This window comes from Nocardia sp. NPDC101769, assembly GCF_044766925.1.
In the GTDB taxonomy this organism is placed as follows: domain Bacteria; phylum Actinomycetota; class Actinomycetes; order Mycobacteriales; family Mycobacteriaceae; genus Nocardia.
This window is the reverse complement of sequence record NZ_JBIWMX010000011.1, coordinates 57,337-72,866: the sequence shown is the minus strand read 5'-3', so window position 1 is coordinate 72,866 and position 15,530 is coordinate 57,337. Positions and strand designations below refer to the sequence as shown.

The 15,530-nt window shown below is 68.1% G+C and carries 13 protein-coding genes; 3 read left to right on the top strand and 10 right to left on the bottom strand.

What is annotated here, in order from left to right:
• Positions 1-107 precede the first annotated feature (107 nt).
• Positions 108-1,145, bottom strand: a complete 1,038-nt coding sequence (locus ACIRRA_RS19095) for a sulfate ABC transporter substrate-binding protein (protein ID WP_402769480.1) — start codon at positions 1,143-1,145, stop codon at positions 108-110.
• Between the two features lie 191 nt (positions 1,146-1,336).
• The gene (locus ACIRRA_RS19090) at positions 1,337-1,426 is read right to left on the bottom strand and encodes an Ms4533A family Cys-rich leader peptide (RefSeq protein WP_328601465.1); all 90 of its coding nucleotides are present in this window, start codon (positions 1,424-1,426) and stop codon (positions 1,337-1,339) included.
• Positions 1,427-1,570: 144 nt separating this feature from the next.
• Here ACIRRA_RS19090 and ACIRRA_RS19085 point away from each other — a divergent pair, with 144 nt between their 5' ends.
• Positions 1,571-2,614 carry a M48 family metallopeptidase gene (locus ACIRRA_RS19085; protein WP_402769476.1) on the top strand — a complete coding sequence of 348 codons (1,044 nt, stop codon included), beginning with the start codon at positions 1,571-1,573 and terminating at the stop codon, positions 2,612-2,614.
• A 77-nt stretch (positions 2,615-2,691) separates the two neighbouring features.
• Here the strand turns inward: ACIRRA_RS19085 and ACIRRA_RS19080 are convergent, their stop codons facing one another.
• Together ACIRRA_RS19080 and ACIRRA_RS19075 are read right to left on the bottom strand one after the other, a co-directional pair.
• A complete protein-coding gene (locus ACIRRA_RS19080) occupies positions 2,692-2,940 on the bottom strand; it encodes a hypothetical protein (RefSeq protein WP_356997409.1) in 249 nt (82 codons plus the stop codon).
• Positions 2,941-3,068: 128 nt separating this feature from the next.
• Positions 3,069-3,305, bottom strand: a complete 237-nt coding sequence (locus tag ACIRRA_RS19075; RefSeq protein WP_402769473.1) for a hypothetical protein — start codon at positions 3,303-3,305, stop codon at positions 3,069-3,071.
• 200 nt (positions 3,306-3,505) lie between these two features.
• On the opposite strand from ACIRRA_RS19075, the gene ACIRRA_RS19070 reads away from it, so the two are divergent.
• A complete protein-coding gene (locus ACIRRA_RS19070) occupies positions 3,506-5,440 on the top strand; it encodes a glycoside hydrolase family 15 protein (protein WP_402769851.1) in 1,935 nt (644 codons plus the stop codon).
• Positions 5,441-5,507: 67 nt separating this feature from the next.
• Here the strand turns inward: ACIRRA_RS19070 and ACIRRA_RS19065 are convergent, their stop codons facing one another.
• The 3 genes from ACIRRA_RS19065 to lepA form a co-directional block, all read right to left on the bottom strand.
• Positions 5,508-7,322 (bottom strand): hypothetical protein, encoded by a 1,815-nt coding sequence (locus ACIRRA_RS19065; RefSeq protein WP_402769470.1) that lies wholly within the window; start codon positions 7,320-7,322, stop codon positions 5,508-5,510.
• Complete coding sequence (locus ACIRRA_RS19060) at positions 7,319-9,520, bottom strand: hypothetical protein (protein ID WP_402769468.1); 2,202 nt, start codon at positions 9,518-9,520, stop codon at positions 7,319-7,321. The genes ACIRRA_RS19065 and ACIRRA_RS19060 overlap by 4 nt, the downstream gene beginning before the upstream one ends.
• A gap of 221 nt (positions 9,521-9,741) precedes the next feature.
• Positions 9,742-11,589 carry a translation elongation factor 4 gene (lepA, locus tag ACIRRA_RS19055; protein ID WP_402769465.1) on the bottom strand — a complete coding sequence of 616 codons (1,848 nt, stop codon included), beginning with the start codon at positions 11,587-11,589 and terminating at the stop codon, positions 9,742-9,744.
• A gap of 463 nt (positions 11,590-12,052) precedes the next feature.
• On the opposite strand from lepA, the gene ACIRRA_RS19050 reads away from it, so the two are divergent.
• Entirely contained in the window at positions 12,053-12,634 is a 582-nt protein-coding gene (locus ACIRRA_RS19050; protein WP_402769462.1) for a type II toxin-antitoxin system PemK/MazF family toxin, read from the top strand.
• A gap of 62 nt (positions 12,635-12,696) precedes the next feature.
• Here ACIRRA_RS19050 and ACIRRA_RS19045 read toward each other — a convergent pair whose 3' ends face one another.
• The 3 genes from ACIRRA_RS19045 to ACIRRA_RS19035 form a co-directional block, all read right to left on the bottom strand.
• Complete coding sequence (locus ACIRRA_RS19045) at positions 12,697-13,476, bottom strand: aquaporin (RefSeq protein WP_402769460.1); 780 nt, start codon at positions 13,474-13,476, stop codon at positions 12,697-12,699.
• Between the two features lie 64 nt (positions 13,477-13,540).
• A complete protein-coding gene (locus ACIRRA_RS19040; RefSeq protein WP_402769457.1) occupies positions 13,541-14,386 on the bottom strand; it encodes a transglutaminase domain-containing protein in 846 nt (281 codons plus the stop codon).
• A 144-nt stretch (positions 14,387-14,530) separates the two neighbouring features.
• The gene (locus tag ACIRRA_RS19035) at positions 14,531-15,502 is read right to left on the bottom strand and encodes an alpha-E domain-containing protein (RefSeq protein ID WP_402769454.1); all 972 of its coding nucleotides are present in this window, start codon (positions 15,500-15,502) and stop codon (positions 14,531-14,533) included.
• Positions 15,503-15,530: the final 28 nt, after the last annotated feature.

The following is a 15,530-nucleotide window of genomic DNA, read 5'->3' as shown; positions in this document are numbered from 1 at the left end:
CCGACGCGGGTTGTCGTCTACCGAAACGCCGGAACCAGGATCGGCTCCGGCGTTCGAGCTGCTGTCACTCACGGTTTCGAGTATCACTTGTGTCGCAGGTCACCCGGCTACTTGGTGGCCTTGTCGTAGATCTGGGCCACCGAGCCGGTGTTCGGTGTGAACAGATCCTTGTCCACGGTCTTCCAGCCACCCAGATCGTCGATGGTGTACAGCTTCTGCGGGGTCGGGAAGTCCTTGGCGTGGTCCGCGCGCACCTGCGGATCGACCGGGCGGAAGCCCGCCTCGGCGAACGCCTGCTGCGCGTCCTTGGTGTAGAGGAAGTCGCGGAAGGCGATGGCCGACTTGAGGTTCTTGGCGTTCTTCAGCACCGCCACCGGGTTGTCGATGCGGAAGGTGGTGTCGGGCACGATGTGCTCGATCGGATCGCCCTTGGTCTCGGAGAAGATGGCCTCGTTCTCGTAGCTGATCAGCACGTCGCCGGTGCCCTGCAGGAAGGCGTCGGTGGCCTCACGGCCCGACTTCGGCTGCACGTGCACATGGGTGAGCAGCTGGCTCAGGTAGTCCAGACCGGCCTGCGGGTTCTTGCCGCCCTCGCTCTTGGCGGCGTACGGGGCCAGCAGGTTCCACTTGGCCGAGCCCGAGCTGAACGGGTTGGGGGTGACCACCTCGATGCCCGGCTTGAGCAGGTCGTCCCAGTTCTTGATGCCCTTCGGATTGCCCTTGCGGACCGCGATGGCCACCACCGAACCGAACGGAACACCCTTGTTGGCGTCCGAGTTCCAGCCCGCGTCGATCTGACCGGAGTCCACCAGGCGGGTGATGTCGGGCTCGACCGAGAAGCTCACCACATCCGCCTCGGCGCCGTCCTTCACCTTGCGGGACTGATCGCCCGAGGGACCGTAGGAGGCCTGGAACTGGGTGCCCTTGCCGGCGTCGATCTTGTTGAAGACCGGAATCACCTTGTCGTAGGCGGCCTTCGCCACCGAATAGGCGTAGAGGTTGATATTGCCGCCGCCTCCACTGGCCGGACCGCTGTCCTTGGTGTCGCTCGCGCCGCCGCTGCAGGCGGTGAGCACGGTGGCCGCGACCGCGGTGAGCGCGACGGCGAAGGTAGATCGGCGGGAGAGACGAATATTGCGCGACATCGGCGTGGACCTTTCGGGGCACCCGCCGGTGGGACGTCGGCCGGCGGGAATGACGTACTGCCGTAGACCCGTCGCTCGGGAATGTCGCGACGGTGGCGCTCCGGCCCGAGGGCCGCCGGGGGACGAACACGAACTGCGAAAAAATGCGCGCGCCAAGTCTACTCAGACGTGCAGCAGTGCCCGATCGGCCATCAGCGACAGTGAATGTCCGCGACCGCGAGGCAACCCACAGCGATCAACGCCAATTCATGGCGGACCTGGGGCACAACACTCGAAGACACCCGGCGACTTTAGCAGAGCAGCACGTCAGGTCGCGAGTTTCGGACGGCGAATGGAATCGACTCGAGCACAACCCTGGACGGACGCGGCAGACTGTATCGAGCGGCCCGATACCGCGTCGCCTGCTGACACCAACGGGGGAATACATGACCACACCCGCTCGCCTCCGCCGGGAGTTCCCCGGCATCTCCACTCGCGCCTGGGAGCATCCCGCCGACCGCACCGCACTGGTCGGGCTGCGGCAGTTGAGTGGGTTCGACACCCTGCTGCGCACGCTGTCCGGGTTGTTGCAGGAGCGGCAGCACCGGCTCATGTACCTGGCGACCGCGGTACGGGTCGACGAGCGGCAGTTCAAGAACATCCATCAGCTGCGCGAGGACGCGGTCAAGATCCTCGACGCGCAGCGCACGCCGGAGATGTTCGTGTTGCAGCAGCCGGAGGCCAGTGCCTTCACCATCGGCATGGACCGGCCCTTCATCGTGCTCACCACCGGGCTGCTGGATCTGCTCGATCACGAGGAACTGCGGTTCGTGGTCGGCCACGAGCTCGGGCACGCCCTGTCGGGGCATGCGGTCTACCGGACCATGCTCATGCACCTGATGCGGCTGGCGGCCAATATCGGCTGGATGCCGGTGGGTGGCTGGGCTTTACGCGCCATCGTGGCGGCGCTGCTGGAGTGGAGCCGCAAGTCCGAACTGTCCGGCGACCGGGCCGGGCTGCTGGTCGGACAGGACGTGGAGGCGTCGGTCCGGGTGCACATGAAGCTGGCCGGCGGATCGCGGGTGGACCAGATGAGCCATGCCGCCTTCCTGGCCCAGGCCGATGACTACGACCGGGCCGGCGACCTGCGCGACGGCGTGCTCAAACTCCTCAATCTGGAGCTGCAGACCCATCCGTTCTCGGTGCTGCGGGCGGCCGAACTGCGGCGCTGGATCGCGAGCGGCGACTACGACCGGATTCTCGACGGACAGTACCCGCGCCGGGATCAGGACAAGAACGCCCGCATCAGCGAGGAGATCAAACACGCCGCCCGGTCCTACCGGGAGAACTTCGACCAGTCCGAGGACCCCCTCATCCGCACCGTGCGCAACCTCGGCCGCGATGTCGGGGCCGCGGTCGGCACGATGGGCCAGGAGGTCAGCGACACACTGTCGAAGCTGGGCAAGCGAATCCGCGGATCCGACGACTGACAAGGAAATGGGGGGTGGGGGGGGGGGGCCCCCCCCCCCCCCCCCCCATTCGATTCGAAGCTCGGTAACCCGCAGGGTTACTCGTCGCCCTCGACCACGGGCGGGGTCTCGAGGATGTCGAGGATCCACTCCTCGGTGGCGCTCTCGGCATCCTCCTCGTCGGGGCGGATGCGGTTGGTGAGGCGCACGCCCAGGCCCAGCAGCTGGGCGGCCTTCACCATGTCGATGGCCTCGTCGGGGCCGCAGTAGTGGGTGGCGATCAGACGGGGCTCGTCCTCGAAGTCTTCTTCGGACAGCACCAGTTCCAGGCCTTCATCGGTTGACATGGGTCTGCACAGTACGCCGAGAATTCGCCCGAGCGGTACCGAAACTCGCTCAGCGAGTGAACAACCAGGCGACGACTACGAGAACAAGCAGTGCGATCAGAGCGAGCTGGACACGAGAGCGAGGCATCTCAGGCGGCTTCCTTCCGGATGCGGCGCGGCGACGTGGCGGGGACCGTGGCCTCCCGCGCGGCGATCCGATCACGGCCGAGGACCCGCAGCACCACCCGCAACGTCCGGTCGAGCAGGTAGGCGATGGCCAGGCAGACCGGCACCATGGCGGCCAGCACCACCGCGAACTGGGGAACGAAGGGCAGGCCGGCCACCCAGAGTTCGACGCCGTCCCACCATCCTGCAATCGCATGCACGACCCCAGCCTAGGCCGAGTAGTCGGTGGTGGACGATTCGGGCCGTTCAGACCGATCATGGTGGTATGGATGCGTACGACGAACCGGAATCCGCCGATCGTCCGCTGGGCAGCGAGACAGGCATCGACCCCGACGAGGACTATGACGATCCTCCCGAGGCGGACGCCCCTCGGGACCCGCTCTCGCCCGCGGACCCCACCATGGCCGACGCCTTCCTGCCCACCGCGACCGGCGGGATGCATCACTCCGTGTTTCCCCCCATCGACGACTACGCCTTCCTGTCCGACTGCGAGACCAACTGCCTGATCGCCCGCAACGGCTCGGTGGAGTGGATGTGCATCCCGCGGCCGGACTCCCCGAGCGTCTTCGGGGCCATGCTGGACCGCAGCGCCGGCCACTTCCGCATCGGCCCCTACGGCCGTAAGGTGCCGGCCGCCCGCCGGTATCTGCCCGGCGGGCTGATCCTGGAGACCACCTGGCAGACCGAAACCGGCTGGCTCATCGTGCGCGACGCACTGGTGCTCGGTCCGTGGCACAACAACCGGTCCCGCAGCCGCAGCCACAAGCGCACGCCGATGGACTGGGATGCCGAGCACATGCTGCTGCGCACGGTGAAGTGCGTGAACGGCGTGGTCGAACTGGAGATGAGCTGCGAACCCGCCTTCGACTACCACCGCGGCCCGGCCAACTGGCACTACAGCGGCGATGTGTACGAAAGGGCCAGTGCCACCTGCGAAATCGAGGGCGCCCCGGGCCTCACCCTGACCACCGACCTGCGGCTGGGAATCGAGGGCCGCGAGGCCCGCGCCCGCACCCGCATGAAGGAGGGCGATGAGGTGTTCGTGGCCCTGTCCTGGTCGGACCTGCCGTCGCCGCGCACCTTCGCCGAGGCGGCGGAGAAGATGTGGCAGACCACCGAGTGCTGGCGGCAGTGGATCACGCTGGGGCGCTTCCCCGATCACCCGTGGCGCAGCTATCTCCAGCGCAGCGCGCTGACATTGAAGGGCCTCACCTATGCGCCCACCGGAGCGCTGCTGGCCGCGGCCACCACCTCGCTGCCGGAAACCCCGGGCGGCGAACGCAACTGGGACTACCGCTACACCTGGGTGCGCGACTCCACCTTCGCCCTGTGGGGTCTGTACACCCTCGGCCTGGACCGGGAGGCCGACGACTTCTTCGCCTTCCTGCACGATGCCGCCACCGACGACAACGGCAAACCCGTGTCGCTGCAGGTGCTCTACGGCATCGGCGGGGAACGCACGATCACCGAGTCCGAACTCCCCCACCTGTCCGGCTACGACGGGGCGCAGCCGGTGCGCATCGGCAACGGCGCCTACAACCAGGACCAACACGACATCTGGGGCACCATCCTGGATTCCGTTTACCTGCATGTGAAGTCGCGTCAGCAGGTGCCGGAAACGTTGTGGCCCATGCTCGAACGACAGGTACAGGCCGCAATCGAGAACTGGCGCAGTCCCGATCGCGGTATCTGGGAGATCCGCGGCGAGCCGCAGCACTTCACCTCCTCCAAGGTCATGTGCTGGGTGGCGCTGGACCGCGGCGCGAAACTGGCGGAGTTGCACGGGGAATTCGACTACGCCCGGAAGTGGCACGAGATCGGCGAGGAGATCCGCGCGGACATCCTCGACAACGGCGTCAACTCCGAGGGCGTGTTCACCCAGAGCTACGGCAGCGACACCCTGGATGCCTCACTGTTGCTGGTGGTGCTGACCCGCTTCCTGCCGCCCACCGATCACCGGGTGCGGGCCACCGTGCTGGCCATCGCCGACGACCTGACCGAGAACGGCCTGGTGTTGCGCTACCGCACCGAGACCACCGACGACGGCCTGTCCGGTGAGGAGGGTTCGTTCACCATCTGCTCGTTCTGGCTGGTGTCGGCGCTGGTGGAAATCGGTGAGCTGCACCGCGCCCGGCAGCTGTGCGAACGGCTGCTCGGCTATGCCAGCCCGCTCAAGCTGTACGCCGAGGAGATCGACTCACGGACCGGACGGCATCTGGGTAACTTCCCGCAGGCCTTCACCCACCTGGCGCTGATCAACGCGGTCATGCACGTGATCCGAGCCGAGGAATCCCATCATGTGGGCCAGTTCCATCCGGCCCATGCGGGGCGCTGACAAGACAACCGGGAAAAAGGAATCGGCCGCTCTCGCGGCCGATTCCTTTCGGTACCAGGGATTCTCGTCAGTACGAGGGGTTCTCGCCGATGGCGTCGGCGTGCTCGCGGATATCGCGCAACCGGACCAGCGAACGCTCGATCTCGGTCAGCCGCGCCTCCCGCCCCGCACCCGAGTGCACGGTGGCCGCCTCCTCGGCGGCGCGCAGCGACGCGTCCACCGAACGCAGTGTGGCCGTGGCGATCTCGGTGAAGTGATCGCGCAGGCTGCGCTGCACCGCGCGCAGCCGGTAGCGGGACTCCTTGCTCACCTGGAAGATCACATCGTCCATGAGCCGGGCCACCGCCATCTTGGCCTCGGCCTGGCGGCGCTGGCGGCGAGCCTTGCGGTCGTCCCACAGCGCGTTCACGCCCAGCAGCACCGCAGCGCCGCCGGAGTACCAGTTCACCAGCGACATGTGCAGCAGGCTGGTGATCAGGCCGACCATGAGCAGGCCGCCGTAGGAGCCGCGCAGCGCGGTCAGCACCTGCTGGGTGATGCCGTGCTTGGCGCTGTCCAGATTGTCCAGCGCGGCAACGGGTTCCAGCACCGCGCCGACATCGCCAGGATTGTCGAGCTTGAGATCGGGGGTGGGGATGCCGCTGTCGGGGAACTTCGCCGCCACCTGCTCGGCCAGCTCCACCGACCGGTAGTGGGCGATGACGAAGTTCTCCTCCACCGCCTCACAGATCTTGGCGTCCAGATCCGCGCCGAAATCCGCCCAGCGCCGAACCGGATCGGCCTTCATGATGTCGGCCTCGGCGTCGCGGATCAGGCTGCGCAGCCGGTGCCGCAGATCGTGTTCGGTGTCGGCCATCAGCTCGCCCGCGCCGTCGGCCAGGGTGACCTGCCAGTTGGCGGAGCGCTGGCGGAGCTGCTCGGCCTCTTCGCGGGTGCGGCGCAGCTGCTCGGTGATGACGGTCAGCCGGCGCGGATCCCGTAGCGTCTCGGCCTCACTGCGCAGGGCCAGCGACAGATGGTCGGTGATGAGCCGGATGTCGCGCACCGCGGCCTCCACCGCGACGGCGTCCGCGCGGCCCAGCACATAGGAGCGCAGATGGTCGAGCAGTTGCGGCACACCGGATTCCAGATCCAGCTGCCCGTCCCCCGAGGCGGCCGCGTGCTCGTGCAGCCGCGCCGAGGCCGGGGCCACCGCGAAGGCCAGCCCGGCGTCGTCGAGCAGCTGCCGGTCGTGCTGCTGCACCTGTGGCCACTGCGGACACTGGTCGATCTTGTTGAGCACGCAGACGACTGTCGGGCACACCTGTTGAATCCGCTGCAGCTGCTCGATCTGCGCCGGGGTGAACGGCGCCCGGGCATCGGCCACGTACAGCACCGCGTCCGCGGCGGCGATCAGCGACCAGGTGGCCGGCGCCTCGGCGGGCGCACCGGGCGCGTCCAGCACCACGAAGCCCTCCGCCAGTAGCGGGCTGGGCTGGGTGAACTCGGCCCGGATGACGTCACCGGAATCCAGCTCGGCCAGCGCCGCCTGCGGATCCACGGCGGTGCGCTGGGCGGTGCCGCCCGGGCTCGCCTTCACCAGGGTGGCGCTGCGCTGCGGACCGTACTCGGCGATCACCGGGACGCTGGCCTGGCCCTCGGTGGCACTCACCGCGGCCCCGACCAGGCTGTTGACCAGCGTGCTCATCCCGCTCTTGGATTCGCCCACCACGACCAGCCGCACCCGCGGGTCGGCCAGGCGCGCACGCGCGATGCCCAGCCGCCCGGACAGATCGAGCCGGCCGGAGGCGTGGGTCAGTTCGAGCAGCCGGTCGAGCAGATCGACCAGCGGACCCAGCGCATCGGGATTCTTCACCGCTACCTGATGACCGCGGGCGATCACAGCAGCAGCATGTGATCGCCCGGACCCTGCACCGGGGAGTGGGCGTCGACGAACGAGGCATCGGGACCGAGGCCGGAGAACAGCCCGGCATCGTGCACCAGCAGACCGCCGTCGTGCACCGAGAGCGGGTGCAGCGCGGAGTCGTCGGCGATCGGCAGCACGTGGTTACCCGAATCGAACTGGTCCGCTATGGGTTTCACCGGCTGCGGCGGGTCGATGTGCGGCGGCGTGGTGATCGGCTGCTGCACGGTCGGCGCCGGGGCGACGGTCGGCGCGGGCGCGACCGAAACACTGGGCTGCCCACCGTGATCGGGCACGGTCGGCACGGTCGGCTGCGCCGTCGGGGCGGTCGGGTGCGGCGGGTTGGTGACGGTCGGCTGATGGGTCGGTACGGGATCGTCGGTAGGCACCGTGATGGTCGGCGTGCTGCCGTGGGTCCCGGAATCGTCGACCGGCTTCTGCGGCTTGACGGTGATGTCGGTGTCGCCACCGGGGGTCACCGGCACGGTCGCGACCGGGGTGCTGCCGCCCTTGGTGAGATCGGGGTCCAGGCCCGGGATCTTGGTGGTTGGAATCGGCGGCACGGTGGTGAGCACCGGCGCGGGATCGGTCTTGACCGGCACGCTGACGTGCGGGGCGGGCGTCGGCGTGGCCTCCGACGGGAGCGGCTTGTCCGCCAGTGTCAGCGGGTGGCCGGGCGCGGTGGGCTCACCGCTGGCCAGCACGGGCTGGCGACCATGATCGAACAGTGCGGGGGCCACGGCCGCGGGCGCGGTCAGCGGCGACGGACCGCCGTGCGTCGACAGCAGATTCGCGATCGGCTGGTTGGCGGCATCGGGCTGGATGGTGGTCTGCAACGGCGTCACCGCGAGCGGCTGCACCACCGCGACCGGCGCGGCCGCGACCGGGGCGACGGCGGCGGGCGCCACGGGCGCGGCGACCGGCGCGGGCGCCGGCGGGAACGTCACGGGCGCGGCCGGCGCCGACGGCGTGACCGGGGTGGTCCCGAGGGAGAGCGGACCCGACGGCGCGGCGGTGGTCGGCGCACCGACCGGCGAGCCGGACAGATTCAGCGGCGAGCCGCTCGCGGTTCCGGGCGAATTCGAGCCCGGCACAGCGGAAGTGGACGCGGAACCCGTCGGCGCCTCGGACATGCCGTGGCCCGGAACGGAATTCGCCGCAGCGGGCGTGGCCGACCCCTGCGACGGGAACGGCTGCCCCAGGTTGTTGGGCGTCGAGGCGCCCGGCAGGCTCGGCGCACCACCGTTGTTCGGCAGCGTGGTATTCGCCGGAATGTGCGAAATCCCCTGTCCCAGCTGCTGACCGTAGGCATCGAGCTGGTGCCCGACCGCACCGACGCCCACATCCACCGACAGATTCGAGTGGATCCACGCGCCGTCCAGCCCGACATGGGCGTCGAACGACCAGTCGGTGCCAACGAAGAGACCGGTGCCCTGGCCGGCAGTACCGCCGATGCCGTCGAACGCGCCGGAGTGGTCGGCGAGACCGGTGTCGGCGCCGGGCGCGAAGGACGCGCCGTTCATCCCGGGCAGGTGCATCCCGGTGGCGCCGGGCAGCCCGAAACCGGGCAGGCCCTGCTGGAAGCCGGGCAGACCCTGCAGGAAGTTCGGCTGCTGCTGGTCGAGGGTCGGCAGATGCGGCTGGGCCGGAGCCGAATCCGCCTGCTGGTCAGTGGAATTGTCGAGCGGCAGACCCCAGCCGGGGCGCGGGCCGTAGGTCGACAGGCCGGACGCACCGGTGTCGGTGTCGGGCAGGCCGAGGCCGTGGAAGCCGGAGATCGCCGGGTCGTTGGCCGGGATCGCGTCGAGCGACGGGAACAGTCCCGCGTCGGTGCCGTGCTGGTAGTCGCCGAGCGGGCCGAAGTGCCCGTTCACCGGCGCGGCGGCCGCCGGACCGTGGTGCGGGCGCACCGAATCCGCGGTCAGGTCCGGGAAGGTGATGGTCGGGCTCGGCACATTCGGCTGCGGGTCGTCGACCTGCGACAAGCCCACGTTCTTGCTGTCGTGGTTGATGGCCGGGGTACCGCCGTGATTGCCACCGGCGGCGATGAGCGCGCCACCGGTGACGTACGCGCCTGCCCTGGCCACGCGCGCGACTCCGTTGGCTATGCGGTAGGCGGCGTCTCCGCCGTTGTCACCGGTACCGGCAGCGTCGTCGAAGGGCAGATCACGTGTCATCTGGGCTCCGCTCTCAGGGCTTCGGCGACCCGCCGCGCGGGCCGCCGAACCAAACTCGTTTCACACCCTATTTCCGGATAACCGGTCTGTCACATCCACCAGGTCGGAGGAGGTGTGCTCAGCGGTGCGTCACATAGCTTGTCACCCGGCATATCAGTACGGAAGACCCATTTTCCGGCTGCATACCGAACCTTGCGCCTGACCGGCCAACCGGGAGTCTGCTACTTCTTCTTGTCGGTGGCGGAATCGGTGGACAGCGCGGCCACGAAGGCTTCCTGCGGCACGTCGACGCGACCGATCGTCTTCATGCGCTTCTTGCCTTCCTTCTGCTTCTCGAGCAGCTTGCGCTTACGGCTGATGTCACCGCCGTAGCACTTGGCGAGCACGTCCTTGCGGATCGCCCGGATGTTCTCGCGCGCAATGATCTTCGAGCCGATGGCCGCCTGGATCGGCACCTCGAACTGCTGCCGGGGAATGAGCTCGCGCAGCTTGGTGGTCATCTTGTGCCCGTAGGCCTGGGCGGCATCCCGGTGCACGATGGCCGAGAACGCGTCGACAGCCTCGCCCTGCAGCAGGATGTCCACCTTGACCAGATCGGCCTGCTGCTCGCCGGCCTCCTCGTAATCGAGCGAGGCGTAGCCGCGGGTGCGCGACTTCAGCGAGTCGAAGAAGTCGAAGATGATCTCCGCCATGGGCAGCGTGTACCGCATCTCCACGCGGGTCTCGGACAGATAGTCCATGCCGAGCAGCTCGCCGCGCCGGGACTGACACAGTTCCATGATGGTGCCGATGAATTCGCTGGGCGCGATCACCGTGCACTTGGTGATCGGCTCGTAGATCTCCCGCACCTTGCCCTCGGGCCAGAACGACGGGTTGGTGACCACGTGCTCGGTGCCGTCCTCCATGACCACGCGGTAGATCACGTTGGGCGCGGTGGAGATCAAGTCGAGGCCGAATTCGCGCTGCAGGCGCTCACGGGTGATCTCCATGTGCAGCAGTCCCAGGAAGCCGCATCGGAAGCCGAAGCCCAGTGCCACAGAGGTTTCCGGCACGTACGTCAGCGCGGCGTCGTTGAGCTGCAGCTTGTCCAGGGCGTCGCGCAGGTCCGGGTAGTCGGAGCCGTCGACCGGGTAGAGACCCGAGTACACCATCGGCCGCGGTTCCTGGTACCCGGCCAAGGCCTGGGTCGCGCCGTCGCGCGCGGAGGTGACGGTGTCACCGACCTTCGACTGCCGCACATCCTTCACACCGGTGATGAGGTAGCCCACCTCGCCGACGCCGAGGCCCGCGGTGGGCTTGGGCTCGGGCGAGACGATGCCGATCTCGAGCAGTTCGTGCGTCGCGCCGGTGGACATCATCTTGATCTTCTGGCGCGGGGTGAGCTTGCCGTCCACCACACGCACATAGGTGACGACGCCGCGGTAGGTGTCGTAGACCGAGTCGAAGATGAGGGCGCGGGCGGGCGCGTCGGCAGCGCCGACCGGCGACGGGATCTCCGCGATCACCTTGTTCAGCAGCTCCGGCACGCCCACACCGGTCTTGCCCGACACCCGGAGCACGTCCTCCGGCTCACAGCCCACGATGTGGGCGAGCTCGGCGGCGTAGCGGTCCGGGTCCGCGGCCGGGAGATCGATCTTGTTGAGCACCGGGATGATGGTGAGATCGCGTTCCATGGCCAGGTACAGGTTGGCCAGGGTCTGCGCCTCGATGCCCTGCGCCGCGTCGACGAGCAGGATCGCGCCCTCACACGCCTCCAGCGCACGCGACACCTCGTAGGTGAAGTCGACGTGTCCCGGGGTGTCGATCAGGTGCAGGACGTAGTCCTCGCCGTCGACCTGCCACGGCAGCCGCACGTTCTGGGCCTTGATGGTGATGCCGCGTTCACGCTCGATGTCCATGCGGTCCAGGTACTGGGCGCGCATGGCCCGCTCCTCGACCACTCCGGTGAGTTGCAGCATGCGGTCGGCCAGGGTCGATTTCCCGTGGTCGATGTGCGCGATGATGCAGAAGTTCCTGATCCGGCTGGGATCGGTGAACGTCTTGTCGGCGAAGCTGCTAATCGGAGTCACTCCTCGGCATGGCAAAACAGCGGCATGTCAACCCCGAAGTCTACGGTGCTCTGTTTTCTGCCTCCGCTCCGCTCCGGCGGGTTCGCGGCCCCGAGGTCTCGTTCTTCCCTCCTCCGCTCCTCCGCTTCGCTCCCCCGCTCCGTCGGTCCAGAACGAGACGGCCGCGAACCTGCCGGTGAGCTGCCTTCGGGCGTAGACCAATCCGGTACAGGTGAGAATCGCGTTCTGCGCCGTCGCGAACCTGCCGGTGAGCTGCCTTCGGGCGTAGGCCAATCCGGTACGGGTGAGAATCGGGTTCTGCGGCGTCGCGAACCTGCCGGTGAGCTGCATTCGGGGGCAGGCCAATCCGGTACAGGTGAGAATCGCGTTCTGCGGCGTCGAAAACCTGCCGGTGAGCTGCATTCGGGGGCAGGCCAATCCGGTACGGGTGAGAATCGCGTTCTGCGCCGTTAGGCTGCCGGGCATGGCCGGCAGGTGGAACGCTCTGGGGAAGCAGTTGGGGATCGTGGCTAAGGAGCAGGGAGCCCAGCTCGTCACGCAGCAGGCCCCGAAGTTGATCGGGCGGGTGCGGCAGTCGACGATGTGGGACCGCGCGCTGAAGGCGGTGGGAACGCCGCGCAAGGGTCCGGGCGTCAATGTCCGGCCGACATCGTCGGCGGGAGTGCCGTCGCACGAACGTGCACGCCGCATCGTCTACAGCCCGCAGCTCGACGGCCGGGCCGATCCCGGCGAGATCGTGTGGACCTGGGTCCCCTACGAGGAGGACCCGGACAACGGCAAGGACCGCCCGGTGCTGGTGGTCGGCCGCGAGGGCGACACGCTGCTCGGACTCATGCTGTCCTCGAATTCCGAACACGCGCACCATCCCGACTGGGTGGGCATCGGCTCCGGCCCGTGGGACAGCGCCGGACGGGACAGCTGGGTGCGGCTGGATCGTGTCCTGGATGTCCCGGAGATGGGCATTCGCCGCGAGGGCGCGATCCTCGCCCGCACGACATTCGACAAGGTGGCGCACCGGCTCTGCGCCGAATACCACTGGCACTAGCGCCTTCCCGATACGACCGACCCCCGCTCCGGGATGAAGCGGGGGGTCGGTATCGAGAATTGTCAGCTGTCCACATTGCGGGAACGGCCGTACAGCATTCCGTAGACCAGGGACCCGAGAACGCCGCCGATCAGCGGGAACACAATGAATACCCACAGCTGCGGGGGCGCGCCGTCCTGATAGAACGCGACGGCCAGGCTGCGGGCCGGATTCACCGAGGTGTTGTCGACCGGAATCGAGATCAGGTGCACGACGGCCAGCGTGAAGCCGATCGAGAGTCCGGCGAACGGGATGTCCGACAGCTGGTCGGTGGAGGCCAGCACCACGAAGACCAGCAGCGCGGTCAGGATCACCTCGACCGTGATGGCCGCCGCCAGCCCGTACCCATTCGTGGTGACATCACCGAGCACCAGCTTCGACGGGGAGTGCTCGCCCCAACCGTTCGCTCCCAGACCGTCTTTGGCCCGGTCGTAGGAGGGCAGGTTCTTGGCGACGGCGTAGATGACCGCGCCTGCCAGCAGACCGCCGATGAACTGCGCGATCCAATAGACCGCCGCGACAACGATCGTGATCCGCCCCAGCAGCAGATGACCCACGGTGACCGCGGGATTCACGTGGCAACCCGAGATCGGCCCGATCGAGTACACCAGGAACAGCAACGTCAGGCCGAAAGCCACCGCCACGCCGAGCGCACCGACTCGGCTGCCCGCCAGTACCGCGGTGCCCACGCCACCGAGGACCAGCACGAAGGTGCCCAATGTCTCGGCGTATGCCTTGCGCCCGAGGGTGGGCGGCTGCGGCTCGACCCGATCCTCGGCGACTTCCTGAGCTGTAGGGGACATCGGCTACCTTCCGCTGGCGTGGACAACGCACCGACAAGAACCGGCGGCGCGAGCCGAAAACGCCTCAGGCCAGGCGAGTTATCTCCACTACGACCTCGAGATCGGTCGAGCCGCTCCCGCTGAAGATACCTTTGAGAGGGGGCACATCCGCGTAATCACGCCCCACACCGACCGATACGTGTTGCTCGGTGACCGGGATGTTGTTGGTCGGGTCGTAGCCCCACCACTGCCCGGTCCAGGCCTCCACCCAGGCGTGCATCTGGCCCGCGACGGTATGACCGACCTCGGCGGACGGGTCCGGATGCAGGTAGCCGGACACGTAACGGCTGGGAATCCCCATGCCGCGCAACAGCAACAGCGTGAGGTGCGCGTAATCCCGGCACACGCCTTGCCGTTCGGCGAAGGCCTGCACCGCCGAGGTGTGCACGGAGGTGGTCCCGGCCAGGTAGTTCATCTCCCGGTGCACCCATTCCGCCGCCCGGACAACCGCTTTCGCCGGCGATACGCCGCGCGCCAGCTGCCGGGCCACCGGGGCCAGCCGCCGCTTCTCGCGCGGGACGTAGACGGTGGGTTCGAGCAGTTCGTCGAAGCGGTCGGCAATGGCGTCGTCGCGCAACTCCTCCCAGGACAGCTCCTCGGGCGGCCCGGCGAACGGCTCGGTCTCGACGACCGAGGCGCTGGTGACCTCCAGCTCGGTGTGCGGGGCGTGCAGGTCGAAGGCGGTCACCGCCGTTCCCCAGTAGTCGGCGTAGCGGTAGGACCGGGTGGACGGCACGGTGTCGACCCGATTGAGGATCACCGTCTGCCGACTGTCGGCGCGCGGGGTGAGCCGGGCCTCGTTGAACGACCGGGTGACCGGCGCGTCGTAGACATATCCGGTGGTGTGTACCACCCGCATCCGCCAGCTCATGCTGTGCCCTCCTGGGCGTGAACAGGGCCTTCCGTGGTTACACTGCGCTGCCTTCTCCAGGCCCGACTGTTCACGCCATGCCCTCCTGGGCGTGAACAGGGCCTTCCGTGGTTACACTGCGCTGCCTTCTCCAGGCCCGACTGTTCACGCCATCTCCTCGACCCGGTCCGCGCCGCGACCGTGCAGCCCCGTCCACGCCACCCACGATTCGGCGTGGAAGTACTGCAGCGCCACGGCCTCCCCCACCTCGCGGCAGGTCTGCTGCAGCCACAGCAGCCGGCTGGGCAGATCCTCCAGCAGCACCGACGAGGGCAGGAATTCCAGTTCGCTGCGCGCCCGGCCGAGCAGGCGATGCGCTTCGTGACGCGCCGCGAACCGACTGTTGGGGCGCTGATCCAATTCCTGCAGACAGGTTTCGGCCACCCGCAGCGAATGGAATACCGATCGCGGGAACAGACGGTCGAGCAGGATGAATTCCGCGATCTGATTGGCGTCGAGCACGCCGCGATGGGTGCGCAGATACGGGTCGTGGGCCCCCGCCGAGCGCAGCACCGTCACCCAGGCCGGCGAGGAGGTGCGGTCACCGGCGCGCGAATGCAACAGGCGCACAGTCATATCCACGCGTTCGATGGATCTGCCCAGCAGCAGGAATCGATAACCGTCGTCACGGCTCAGGGTGGAATCGGAGAGTCCGGCGAACATGGCGGCGCGATCGGTGATGTAGTGGCAGAACTCGTGCGGCCCCAGCGCCCGCGCCGCCCGCTCGGCCGCCGCCAGCCCGTTGAAGGTGGCATTGAGGCACTCCCACATCTCGGTGGAGGTGACTTCCCGTGCGCCCCGGGCATTCTCACGCGCCCGGCTGATGGAATCGACGATGGAGCCGCCGTCGCGGCCGAAGGCCACCAACTCGGTCACCGACCACACATCCAATTCCCGGTCCTGTTCGGGCGGCTCGATGCCCAGTACCCGCAGCAGCACCCGCGAGGTTCGGTCCGGATCGACGGTGGCGTCCTCCAAGAGCTGATGGACCGCGACATCGAGAATGCGTGCCGTATATTCCGCACGCTCGACGTAGCGCCCGATCCAGAAGAGGGATTCGGCATTGCGCGCCAACATGATCCGACCACCTAACGCTGTAACCACC

Coding starts and splice junctions, on each gene's coding strand:
- ACIRRA_RS19095 (WP_402769480.1), bottom strand. CDS start 1,145: ATGTCGCGCAATATTCGTCTCTCCCGCCGATCTACCTTCGCCGTCGCG.
- ACIRRA_RS19085 (WP_402769476.1), top strand. CDS start 1,571: ATGACCACACCCGCTCGCCTCCGCCGGGAGTTCCCCGGCATCTCCACT.
- ACIRRA_RS19080 (WP_356997409.1), bottom strand. CDS start 2,940: ATGTCAACCGATGAAGGCCTGGAACTGGTGCTGTCCGAAGAAGACTTC.
- ACIRRA_RS19070 (WP_402769851.1), top strand. CDS start 3,506: ATGGCCGACGCCTTCCTGCCCACCGCGACCGGCGGGATGCATCACTCC.
- ACIRRA_RS19060 (WP_402769468.1), bottom strand. CDS start 9,520: ATGACACGTGATCTGCCCTTCGACGACGCTGCCGGTACCGGTGACAAC.
- ACIRRA_RS19050 (WP_402769462.1), top strand. CDS start 12,053: ATGGCCGGCAGGTGGAACGCTCTGGGGAAGCAGTTGGGGATCGTGGCT.
- ACIRRA_RS19045 (WP_402769460.1), bottom strand. CDS start 13,476: ATGTCCCCTACAGCTCAGGAAGTCGCCGAGGATCGGGTCGAGCCGCAG.
- ACIRRA_RS19040 (WP_402769457.1), bottom strand. CDS start 14,386: ATGAGCTGGCGGATGCGGGTGGTACACACCACCGGATATGTCTACGAC.
- ACIRRA_RS19035 (WP_402769454.1), bottom strand. CDS start 15,502: ATGTTGGCGCGCAATGCCGAATCCCTCTTCTGGATCGGGCGCTACGTC.